Below are 11,883 nucleotides of genomic sequence, written 5' to 3' on the forward strand. Positions count from 1 at the left end.
GAGACTGATGGCCGGTTCTTCCCGCACCGATGATTCCCCGTTTGGCCGCTGGTGGCGGAATGTAGACCGGACAACTCTGATCTGCACCTTCATCCTTATTGGTTTTGGCTACATCCTTATGCTGGCCGCCAGCCCTGCTGTGGCCGTGCGTATTGGCGCATCGCGCAATATGTTCATTTTCAAGCAGGTGATGTTTTTAGGCATTGCGGGGGTTATCGTGGTGGGCATTTCCATGCTCTCCCGCAAGGCTGTGCTGCGCCTTTCCATAATAGGCGGTATGCTGATGCTAGGGGCAACAGCACTTACCCTTGTGCATGGCATAGAAATTAAAGGGGCGCGGCGCTGGATTGCCCTGCCCATGATGTCTCTCCAGCCATCCGAGTTTTTAAAGCCCTGCTTTGCCGTTGTTACAGGCTGGCTGCTGACGCAGCGCCGTGTTTCACGCTACTTTCCCGGTATGCTTATTGCCTTTGCCCTATATGGGTTGATTATGCTGCTGCTGAAATCTCAGCCAGACATTGGCATGCTTACGGTTATTACGGCCGTGTTCCTGGTGCAGCTTTTTGTAGATGGCCTTAACCTCATTCTGGTTGCATTTGGCTTTGGCTGCATGATTGCCGCTGGTATTGCTGCGTTTTTCATCTTCCCGCATGTGCGTTCCCGCGTTGAGCGCTTTATGCACCCCGGCGTGGGGGACCACTACCAGATTGATACCGCCCTGCGCGCCTTTGGCAATGGTGGCCTACTGGGCCGTGGCCCCGGTGAAGGCCGCGTAAAAGATCTGCTGCCAGATGCGCATGCAGACTTTGTGTTTGCTGTGGCGGGGGAAGAATACGGGCTGGTTGTGTGCATGCTCATTATCTGCGTATTTGGCGTGATTGTGGTGCGCACCCTGCTGCGGCTGATCCGTGAGGACGATCCATTTGTTGTGATTGCCACATCTGGCTTGGTAACAGGCTTTGGCCTGCAAGCGTTTGTGAACATGGCTTCTTCCTTGCATCTTATTCCCACCAAGGGCATGACACTGCCATTTATTTCCTATGGTGGGTCTTCTGCCATGTCTGTTGCGTTGGCTATCGGCATGGTGCTTGCTCTTACACGGCAACAACAGGGGCGTTCCCTGGCTGGCAATAGTTTTGTAACCACACTCAGACAATGGCGGTCAGCATGAGTTCACGTACTATCGTCATTGCCGCAGGCGGCACTGGCGGACACTTCTTTCCGGCCGAAGCGCTGGCAGATACATTGGCAGAACGCGGCCACCACCTTGTGCTTATGACAGATGGGCGCGCTGGTAAGCGGGAAAGTGGTGTATTTGCCCGTGGCCCGCAATATGTTCTCAATGGTGCTGGTGTGGCTGGGCGTGGGCCAATCCGTGCCATTCGTGCAGGCGTCACCCTGTTGGCAAGTGCATGGAAAGCGCGTGCCATTCTCCAACAAATCGAGCCTGATGTAGTGGTAGGTTTTGGGGGCTATCCTTCCGTGCCGCCTTTGCTGGGCGCACGGCTGATCGGGCGTAAACACCCCGCCCTGATTATTCATGAGGGCAATGCTGTGTTGGGTAAGGCCAATGCGGTTCTTTCCCGCTTTGCGGATGTTATTGCTACGTCTTTCCCTTCCGTTGCCAAGCTACCTATTGGCGCGCGTACCGTGTTTACGGGTATGCCCGTACGCCCCGCCATTGCCGCCCTTGCGGGTGAAGAATGGGTGCCACCAACAGACCATATTAACCTACTGGTATGGGGTGGTTCTCTGGGGGCGCGTATTTTCTCTCAGGTTGTGCCTGCCGCTATAGCCAAATTGCCGGAAGGCCTGCGCCAACGTATCCATATTACACAGCAGGCGCGGCAAGATGATCTGGATGCCGTGCGCACTGCATATGCAGGAATGGGTGTGCAGGCACGTGTTGAATCCTTCTTGCAGGATGTGCCCGAACTTCTAGCCTCCGCCCATCTGGTTATCGGGCGTGCTGGCGGCTCTTCTGTGGCAGAAATTACAACATCGGGCCGCCCGTCCATTCTGGTGCCTTTGCCCATTGCCGCCAGCGATGAGCAAACGGAAAATGCCCGCGCCATTACCAATGCCGGAGCAGGCTGGATGATACGCCAGCCAGACTTCACCTCTGCGGCCCTTGCCAGCCGCCTGAATGATCTTTTCACCGCGCCGGATGAACTGGCACAGGCAGCCCAAGCCGCTGCCACGCTTGCCCGCCCGGATGCTGCCCTCCGCTTGGCCGATATAGTAGAAGAATGCTTCACTCCTTCCCCTGCACCCGCCCATCCGACGACCTCCAGCGAGACGGAGACACGCGCATGAGAGCCCTCCCCCTTTCCATCGGAACCATCCATTTTGTCGGTATTGGCGGCATTGGCATGTCCGGCATTGCGGAGGTGCTGTGCCTGTTGGGATATTCTGTGCAGGGCTCGGATATTGCAGAAAACGCTAACGTTAAACGCCTGCGGGCTGCGGGTATTCCTGTAACCATTGGTCATAAAGCCGAAAACCTGGGTGATGCACAGGTGGTGGTTATTTCCACTGCTGTTAAGCGCGATAACCCGGAAGTTGTTGCCGCACGCGCCAAGCTAATTCCGGTTGTACGCCGGGCAGAAATGCTGGCTGAACTCATGCGCCTGCGCTGGTCTGTTGCTGTGGGTGGCACACATGGCAAAACCACCACCACCAGCCTTGTAGCTGCCGTGCTGGAAGCCGCCAAGCTGGACCCGACAGTTATTAACGGTGGTATTATTGAAGCCTACGGCACCAATACCCGTATGGGGAAAGGTGACTGGATGGTGGTTGAGGCAGATGAGAGCGATGGCTCCTTCCTGCGCCTGCCTTCCGTTATTTCGGTTGTTACCAATATGGACCCGGAACATCTGGACCATTGGGGCTCCCCCGAAGCAATGGAAGCAGCTTACGACCAGTTTGTTTCCAACGTGCCATTTTACGGATTTGCCGTGCTGTGCATTGATCACCCAGCCGTGCAGCAAATGATCCCGCGCCTGTCTGACCACCGGATTGTCACCTATGGGTTCTCTCCACAAGCCGATGTGCGCGCAGAAAAACTGATTACTGACAAACTGGGCGCCACGTTCGAAGTCACGCTAACAGATCGCGTAAGCCGCCACACCCGCAAGGCTGGCCCCTTCCGTCTGCCTATGCTGGGTTCTCACAATGTGCAGAACGCTCTGGCCGCCATTGCCGTAGCAACGGAAATGGACATCAGTGATGACGTCATCCGTTCAGGCCTTGCCAGTTTCCGTGGTGTAAAACGCCGCTTTACCCGCACGGGAGAAGCCGGTGGCATTACGGTGATTGATGATTACGGCCATCATCCTGTTGAAATTGCCGCTGTACTGAAAGCTGCCCGGCAAGCTGGTGCCAACCATGTTATTGCCGTTATGCAGCCGCATCGCTATTCGCGCCTGAAAATCCTGTTCTCAGATTTCTGCGCCTGCATGAATGATGCAGATACCGTGATTGTGTCAGATGTGTACGCTGCGGGTGAAGACCCATTGCCCGATGCCAGCCGCGACAAGCTGATTGAAGGCCTGCGTGAACGTGGGCACCGTTCGGTGGTACCATTGTCCAGCCCAGACCATTTGGCAGAAATGATCAACGCCATCGCCAAACCGGGGGATTATGTTGTGTGCCTTGGCGCAGGCACTATTACCAACTGGGCGCAGGCTCTACCTGCCCAGCTTGCTGCCCTGCAGGCAGAAGACAAGGGTGGCAACGCGGCATGAACAATCCGGCCTCCATGCAAGATATGGTCAAGCATGCCTTTGCCAATATGCGCGGAAGGCTAACACCACAGGCACCTTTGGGCCCACGCACGTGGTTTCGGGTTGGTGGGGCGGCAGAATGGCTGTTTCAGCCTGCTGATGCCGAGGATCTGGCTGGTGTTTTGCAACGCCTTTCCCCCGAACTGCCCATAACGGCTTTGGGAGCTTGCTCTAACGTCATCATCCGTGATGGTGGGTTGGAAGGCGTGGTGGTGCGTATGGCGCGTGGGTTTGCTGACATTACGGTAGAAGCTGACGGCATTATAGCTGGCTGCGCCTGTCTGGATGCCACCGTGGCCGAACATGCCGCACAGGCCGGGCTTGCCGGGTTGGAATTTCTGGCTGGCATTCCCGGTTCCATTGGAGGAGCTGTGCGGATGAACGCAGGCGCTTATGGGTCAGACATCGCCAATGTTCTGGATTGGGCCGAAATTATTACGAGGGACGGCAGCCTGATCCGGCTGGATAACGCTGCCCTGCGGTTTGGCTATCGTCGCTCTGGCCTGCCGGAAGGTGCATTTGTTATTCGTGCCCGTTTGCGGGGCACACCAGCAAATGCGCAAGATGTTGCCAACCGTATTGCAGAAGTACGCGCCGCGCGTGAGCTTTCTCAGCCTGTGCGAGCACGCACCGGGGGCTCCACCTTCCGCAATCCAGATGCAGAAACATCTGCTCGTAAAGCTTGGGAACTGATTGACGCCGCAGGGTGCCGTGGGCTGCGCCACGGAGATGCGCAGGTAAGTGAAAAACACTGCAATTTCCTCATCAATCTAGGCAATGCCACAGCAACCGATCTGGAAGAATTGGGGGAAGACGTGCGCACACGTGTTGCCCAGAATTCTGGCGTTTCCCTGCACTGGGAAATCAAGCGGCTAGGTAAAACGGAGGCCTCCCCCAAATGAGTGCACCAAAACGCGTTACCGTACTGATGGGCGGAATGTCTTCCGAGCGCGTAGTCAGCCTTTCCTCCGGGCAAGGTGTGGCTGAAGCGTTGCGCAGCAAAGGGTATGATGTTTGTACGTTGGATGCCCAAGCAGATCTGGCAGCACTGGTTGAAACACTGAACACACAAAAGCCGGATGTGGTGTTTAACGCCCTACATGGTCGTTTTGGTGAGGATGGCTGTATTCAAGGCATTCTGGACTGGATGGGCATTCCCTATACCCATTCGGGTATTCGGGCCTCGGCCACTGCCATGGATAAAGCTGCTGCCCGTGCTATTTTCCAAACTGCCGGATTGCCTGTAGCCGAAGGGATGGTGGTAGATATTGCCACCCTTGCCGATGCAGATCCCCTACCCACACCATATGTTGTGAAACCACTCAATGAAGGCTCGTCCGTTGGGGTTTCCATTGTGCGTACGGGTTCCAACACGCGGGCAGATATTGTTAAAAACTGGACTTTTGGCCCACAAGCCCTTGTAGAAGCCTTTATTCCGGGCCGTGAAATTACCGTAGGTGTTATGGGGGATCGTGCTCTCACCATTACGGATATTACCCCCACCGGCACGGGGCATGATTTTTACGACTACGATTCCAAATATCAGGTCGGTGGTTCTGCCCACGTTCTGCCTGCACAAATTGATGCTTCTAGTGCCAAACTTGCGCTGGAAGTTGCTGTAAAGGCTCATCAGGCTTTGGGCTGCTCTGGCGCATCGCGCTCTGATTTCCGGTTGGATGATACCAATCCGGAGCAGCCACACCTCATTCTGCTGGAGGTCAACACGCAACCGGGTATGACAGCAACTTCCCTGTTACCCGAACAGGCCGCCTATTGTGGCATCAGCTACCCGGAACTTTGCGCGTGGCTGGTTGAACAGGCTACCTGCCGACAATGAGGGTGCCCCCATCTCCTGCTGACAGGCCCTCTCGCATCGGGCTTTTTCTTAGGCGGCAAAAACGCTTGCTGCGGCCTATTACCGGGCTGCTGTTTCTGGCCGTTCTGGGTGGTGCTGGATATATCAGCCTGAAAATTCCTGCTGTGCAGGAACAGCTCGCCCCTTTGCGCGATAAGCTGCTGGGTACCTCTGCCCTGCGCGTTACCAGCATTCATATTGACGGTGCGCAGCTCACCAGTGAGCAAAGTATTCGGGATGCATTGGGTGTGGAAGTTGGAGACCCCGTGCTAGATTTTAGTGTTTCCGCTGCACGGGAAAAACTGGATACCCTGCCTTTTGTTGATCACGTTACCATAGAACGCCATCTCTCTGGCGAAATTGACGTGCATATTACCGAACGCCTGCCCTATGCTGTCTGGCAGCATCAAGGGCATTTTGAACTGATAGATAAGCAAGGCAACCGTGTGCCAGACCAAGGCATGACAGGTAAGGATGCAGAAGCCTTTACCAAATTGCCGTTGGTTGTGGGGGATGGCGCAAACACGTCCGCTGCCAGCCTAATTGATATTATAGCACAAGAACCAGACGTTAAAGCCCGTGTTACGGCTGCTGTACGTGTCAGTGACAGGCGTTGGAATCTTACACTGCGTGATGGCGCAACCGTGCTTTTGCCAGAAGGCGAGGAAGCACCGGCCATTCACAGGCTGGCAAAAATCAGCGCTACAACACGGCTGTTGGATCGGCCCGTGCTGCTGATAGATATGCGCTTGCCAGACCGGTTGACCATTAAGGAAAAACCACCTGCATCTCCACCACCATCGGATGCAGGAAATAACACGCAAGATACTTCTGCACCGCACAAGGCAGATGCTACCAAACCGGTCTCGCATCCTGTGCACCCTGCGGCTAAAGAAGCAAAAAAAGATAACCCGGAGGAAAACCCAGATGAGTGACCCCACGCGTTCACCCGCTTCCTCTGGATTTAGTCTTTCTGATCGGCTGCATAAAAAGCGCACGACAGCGGCAACTGGATCTTCCCTGCTGATGAGTGGCGGGGAAAGCTCTCTCCCCTTGCCACCTAGCGAGAAAAACAAACGGCCACATACATGGCGCAATGGTTACACCGCTGTTCTGGACATTGGTTCCACCAAAATCACCTGTCTGATTGGCAAAGGTGAGCCCAACGGCAATTTACGCGTGGTTGGTTATGGCTGGCGGCGTTCTGCTGGTGTGCGTAATGGCGCCATTACAGAGTTGCAGGAAGCAGAAGCTGCCATTCGGGCCACCGTTGGGCAGGCCGAAACCATGGCAGAGCGCCCGATTGACAAGGTGGTGGTTAATCTTTCCTGCGGGCATCCGGCCAGCCGTCTGTTTAACGTGCGCTGGCCTATTGGCGGCCGGGTTGTCACAGAAGCAGATATTCGGCGTGTGGTAACGGAAGGCCGTATTCAGGCCACCGTTCAGGGGCGTGAAGTTATTCATACCCTCCCCATAGATTTTACCGTGGATGATACGGAAGGCGTTTCAGACCCACGGGGCCATTTGTGCGAAACGCTCAAAGCTCGCCTGCATATTATAGATGCGGCCACCACAGCACTGATGAATCTGGAAACTGTGCTGAGCCGTGCGGAACTGAAAATGGAAGCCTTGGTTTCGTCTCCTCTCGCTTCTGGCCTTTCCGTGCTGGATGCAGATGAGCGAGACCTTGGCACTACCTTAGTGGATATGGGGGGTGGCACCACATCTCTGGCAGTGTTTGGTGAAGGACAAATTCTGCATACGGCTCAGATTGGTGTGGGCGGCCTGCATGTTACGCGTGATATTGCACGCGGGCTTAGCACCTCCTTGGAAAATGCCGAACGCCTGAAAACCTTTTACGGCAGCGCAGATCTGGCATCAGATGTTGAAGATGAAGTGCTTACCGTTGAACTTTTGGGCAATGATGTCCCGCATTTTGAGCAGGTTTCACGCGCACAGCTCGGCCATATTATCCGCCCGCGCGTAGAAGAAACATTGGAACTGGTGCGTGAAAAACTGGATGGAGCAGGCCTTGGCACTGCGGCCAGTGGGCGCATTGTGTTAACTGGCGGCGCATCCTTGTTAGATGGCATTCGCCCTATGGCAGAACGCATACTTGGCATGCCAGTCAGTTCTGGACGTCCTTCTGGGGCAGGGTTTACGCGCTCCGTTCGCCTTGGGCGGCCTAAGCATATTATTGGTCTGCCCGAAAATACTGCTGCTGCTGCGGGCTTTGCAACAGCCGCTGGATTGCTGTTCTGGGCTGCCAGCGCAGAACGTCCTTTTGGAGACGTGGAGTTTCGGGAAGCAGCCCCTTCCGGCTTTTTACAAAAACTCGTCGCTTTTATTCGAGAGAGGGTTTGATTTAGCTTACAAATTCTTGGTAATCTGAATGTAATCTTATTTCTCTAAGCATATACCGGTAAGCTGCAGCCGTTCGGGAGACACACATGACACTCAACCTGACCGTTCCACCCCAAACACATGCTGATTTTTCCCCAAAAATCACAGTTATTGGTGTTGGCGGTGGGGGAACGAACGCAGTTGACAACATGATTGCGTCCAACCTGCAGGGGGTTGATTTTGTTGTTGCCAACACCGATGCCCAAAGTCTGGAAAAAAGTCTGGCAGATAGCCGAATCCAGCTTGGCCCACATCTGACCCACGGTTTGGGTGCCGGCGCAAAGCCAGAAGTAGGCCGGGCTGCGGCAGAAGAAGCCGCAGATGAAATTGCACGGTATCTGGATGGCGCTCACATGGTTTTTATCACCACCGGCATGGGTGGTGGCACGGGCACAGGCGCAGCCCCCGTTATTGCCCGCATGGCGCGTGAGCGGAATATTCTGACCATCGGCGTTGTCAGTAAGCCTTTTGCTTATGAAGGCAAACGCCGTGGACGTGTTGCGGATGAAGGTATCAAGGAACTTCAGCAGTATGTTGATACGCTGATTGTTATTCCCAACCAGAACCTTTTCCGTATTGCCAACGAACGTACGACCCTACGTGAAGCCTATCAACTGGCTGATCAGGTGCTCAACATGGGCGTGCGCGGCGTAACCGATCTGATGATGGATCGTGGTTACGTTAATCTGGATTTTGCCGATATCCGCAGCGTTATGGCTGAAATGGGCAAAGCCATGATGGGCACAGGTGAAGGTGAAGGTGAAAACCGCGCTGTAGAAGCAGCAGAAGCCGCTATTTCCAACCCGCTGCTGGAAGATACCTGCATGTCCACCGCTAAGGGCCTGCTGGTGAACGTAACCGGTGGCGAAGACATGACCTTCTTTGAAGCAGAAGAAGCATTTAACCGTGTCTGCCGTGAAGTGCCTGAAGACGCGAACATGATCTTCGGGACTGTTATTGATGAAAAAATGAGCGGCCGTATCCGGGTATCCGTGGTTGCCACTGGCATTGATATGCCTTCCGATTCGACCGATCGTCCGCATTTGGTGGCGGTTGAGGGTGAAGCTCCGGCAGAACAGCCGCAGGCTGCTGTTGGTGGCGCCGCGCCAGCGCCGACTACTGCGCCTGTTCCACCCACAACAACGCAGGCTGCGCCTTCTACACAGGCCACAGCGGCACCGCAGCATGCGCAGGTTTTTCAGCCCGCTGGCGCCAATAATGTTTCTGCTCCGCCAGCACATACAGTGCCGGTACAGGCTGCGCCAACAGCAGCCACCAACCACCAGCCTCAACAGCTACGCCCGGCGGTATCTCCCCGCGCTGGTCTGTTTACTGAAACGCCGCGCCAACCCGCCGCAGCCCCTCAGCAGCAGGAAGCCCCAGCACATCGCAGCCTTTTTGGCCGCGTAACTGGTGCGTTCCGCCGCAACGGAGCCGATGCTTCCCGGCAGGAACCCAACGCTCAGCCGCGCCCCACCATCAGCCAAGCTGATCAGGGATCTGGCCTGCGTTCTGGTGAAGGAGATTCCGGTCTGGAAATTCCTACCTTCCTGCGCCGTTAATTTTTTATACTTTACTCTATAAATGCGTCGCCTTTCATAAGGCGGCGCATTTTTTATGTAATAGATGGCAATAATCGTTGACTGGCTTCTCCCAGAAACAAGCTTTAGCGTTGTCATAACTTTCTATCTACGCAAGCATAGGATGCCCAGATAATGGACGGTCTGCTAAGGGAGCCTCTCCTGTATTCCGATATTGTAGAAAGCCCAGTATCTTTTATGCCATCTGTAAGGAAAACCCCGTCTGCTTTGCAGCATACGCTTCGTCATGCCATTTCGTGCACTGGCACGGGGCTGCATACGGGGCAATCCATTCGCATGAGCTTGCATCCTACCAGTGCCGGACATGGCATTGTGTTCCAGCGTACAGATCTGCCCAATGCGGCCCCCATTGCGGCCCGGTACGATAACGTGTTGGAAACACGCCTAAGCACCGTTTTGGGTGAAGCTCAACGCCCAGAAAACCGGGTGGCTACGGTTGAGCATCTTATGGCGGCCTTGAATGGCTGCGGCATAGATAACGTGCTTGTTTTGATTGACGGCCCGGAAACTCCGGTTTTTGATGGGTCTGCCGCCGATTTTGTATTCCTGCTGGATTGCGCCGGGCGGAAGGCGCAGGATGCCCCTCGCCGTTTTATTGAAGTTTCCAAGCCCATTCGGATTTGCCATAATGATTCATGGGCAGAGCTTCACCCCATAGCAGGCCACCACCTTCATCTTTCCCTGAGCATTGATTTTCCGGCAAAAGCCATTGGCCAGCAAAGCTATAGCGCCGAGCTTACACCGTGGTCTTTCCGCCATGAACTGGCAGATAGCCGCACTTTTACCCTTAAAGCGGAAATTGAAGCCCTGCATCGCGCCGGACTGGCACGCGGTGGCTCGCTCGACAATGCCATCGTGGTGGATGATGACCATATTCTCAACCCATCTGGCCTGCGTAAGCCGGACGAATTCATTCGGCATAAAGTCATGGATGCGGTGGGGGATCTCTACCTTGCCGGTGGCGTATTGTTGGGTGAATTCCGGGGCCACAGATCTGGCCATGCGTTGAACAACCAAGTTTTACGCGCCCTTTTTGCAGACCAGAATGCGTGGCGTGATATCACGACATCCCTACCTGCTGCGTCCGCCGCCTGATGCCTTTTTGGCGCAATAACGAATCAATAGCTGTTTCATTGCTTTTCTTGCGCAGTGGGCATGCTATAAGATGCCGTCTCTAAATGAAGAGCCGGTATGTCTGACATTTGTATCAAACCACAGTTACTTCGCCACGTCCTGCCCCACGTGCTTTCAGTTGCCCTGCTGACGAGCCTGGCAGGCTGTGGCTTGTTTAATGAAAACAAGAAGCTGCCGCCGGCTCCCAAAATTGCTGCGCCTGAAACCCTTTACAATAACGGCATTGATGCCCTGCGCACTCGGCGCTATGCCCTTGCAGCTTCAGAGTTTGAAACGCTTCAGCAGAATTACCCCTATTCTGGTTACATCGCGAATGCCCAGCTTATGGAAGGCTACGCGTATTACCTGAAAGGGAAATACCCCGAAGCCGTGCAGCAGCTTAACCGCTTTATTAGCCTACACCCCACCAGTTCAGATTCCGCCTATGCCTATTATCTGCGCGCCCTGTGCTTTTACGAGCAGATTGCAGATGTCCAGCGCGATCAACAAGGCACGGCAGAATCTATGGATGCGCTGGAAGAAGTGATCACACGCTTTCCGCAGTCCAAATACGCACGTGATGCGCAGCTAAAAATTGACCTCTGCCGAGACCATCTGGCTGGTAAGGAGATGCTGGTTGGCCGCTATTATCAGCGTGAAAAGAACTACGAAGGCGCGATCAACCGCTACCAACGTGTGGTGCAGGATTTCCAGACCACCAACCATGTGCCCGAAGCATTGGAACGCATGGTGGAAGTGTATCTGGATCTGGGATTAACGGATCAGGCGCGTAAATCTGCCATTGTGCTGGGTTACAATTACCCCGGCAGCAAATGGTATCGCTATGCCTATGATAATCTGCACCGCTATCATTTGCTAACGGATAAGTTCCCTATTCCCGGCAAGATTGTTTCTGCATCTGATATGCCCAAAGATGCCGAACCCGGAACAGCTGGCGCCAAAAAAGGCACAGCTATGGAACCAGATGCTCTGGCAACAGATACGCGTAATGAAAACACACAGCCGCAGGCCATGCCTATTAAGGCAGCACCTGTTACACCTGTAAAAGCAGAACCTACTGCTCCGGCTGCCCCTGCAAGCTCACCTGCAAAATAAAGAACACATA

General features: G+C 54.7%; 10 protein-coding genes. All 10 read left to right on the forward strand.

Features of this window, described 5'->3' with window-relative positions:
- Positions 1–7: 7 nt before the first annotated feature.
- The 10 genes from DS739_RS09660 to DS739_RS09705 all read left to right on the forward strand — a co-directional run bounded on the left by DS739_RS09660 (position 8) and on the right by DS739_RS09705 (position 11,873).
- Positions 8–1,171, forward strand: a complete 1,164-nt coding sequence (locus tag DS739_RS09660) for an FtsW/RodA/SpoVE family cell cycle protein (RefSeq protein ID WP_006117418.1) — start codon at positions 8–10, stop codon at positions 1,169–1,171.
- Entirely contained in the window at positions 1,168–2,316 is a 1,149-nt protein-coding gene (murG, locus tag DS739_RS09665) for an undecaprenyldiphospho-muramoylpentapeptide beta-N-acetylglucosaminyltransferase (protein ID WP_035351939.1), read from the forward strand. Before DS739_RS09660 ends, murG begins: the two co-directional genes overlap by 4 nt.
- Positions 2,313–3,746, forward strand: coding sequence for a UDP-N-acetylmuramate--L-alanine ligase (gene murC, locus DS739_RS09670; RefSeq protein WP_035351936.1), 1,434 nt, complete (start codon positions 2,313–2,315; stop codon positions 3,744–3,746). The genes murG and murC overlap by 4 nt, the downstream gene beginning before the upstream one ends.
- A complete protein-coding gene (murB, locus tag DS739_RS09675) occupies positions 3,743–4,687 on the forward strand; it encodes a UDP-N-acetylmuramate dehydrogenase (RefSeq protein WP_035351934.1) in 945 nt (314 codons plus the stop codon). Before murC ends, murB begins: the two co-directional genes overlap by 4 nt.
- Positions 4,684–5,622, forward strand: coding sequence for a D-alanine--D-alanine ligase (locus DS739_RS09680; protein WP_006117422.1), 939 nt, complete (start codon positions 4,684–4,686; stop codon positions 5,620–5,622). The genes murB and DS739_RS09680 overlap by 4 nt, the downstream gene beginning before the upstream one ends.
- Entirely contained in the window at positions 5,619–6,575 is a 957-nt protein-coding gene (locus tag DS739_RS09685; RefSeq protein WP_006117423.1) for a cell division protein FtsQ/DivIB, read from the forward strand. Before DS739_RS09680 ends, DS739_RS09685 begins: the two co-directional genes overlap by 4 nt.
- Complete coding sequence (ftsA, locus tag DS739_RS09690) at positions 6,568–8,004, forward strand: cell division protein FtsA (RefSeq protein WP_035351931.1); 1,437 nt, start codon at positions 6,568–6,570, stop codon at positions 8,002–8,004. Before DS739_RS09685 ends, ftsA begins: the two co-directional genes overlap by 8 nt.
- An 86-nt stretch (positions 8,005–8,090) precedes the next feature.
- Positions 8,091–9,605: a cell division protein FtsZ gene (gene ftsZ / locus DS739_RS09695; RefSeq protein WP_006117425.1), complete on the forward strand. Its 1,515-nt coding sequence runs from the start codon at positions 8,091–8,093 to the stop codon at positions 9,603–9,605.
- Positions 9,606–9,758: 153 nt separating this feature from the next.
- A complete protein-coding gene (gene lpxC, locus DS739_RS09700) occupies positions 9,759–10,739 on the forward strand; it encodes a UDP-3-O-acyl-N-acetylglucosamine deacetylase (protein ID WP_006117426.1) in 981 nt (326 codons plus the stop codon).
- 96 nt (positions 10,740–10,835) lie between these two features.
- Entirely contained in the window at positions 10,836–11,873 is a 1,038-nt protein-coding gene (locus tag DS739_RS09705) for an outer membrane protein assembly factor BamD (protein ID WP_006117427.1), read from the forward strand.
- Positions 11,874–11,883 lie beyond the last annotated feature (10 nt).

The organism is Acetobacter sp. JWB (assembly GCF_003323795.1).
GTDB lineage: Bacteria > Pseudomonadota > Alphaproteobacteria > Acetobacterales > Acetobacteraceae > Acetobacter > Acetobacter oryzifermentans.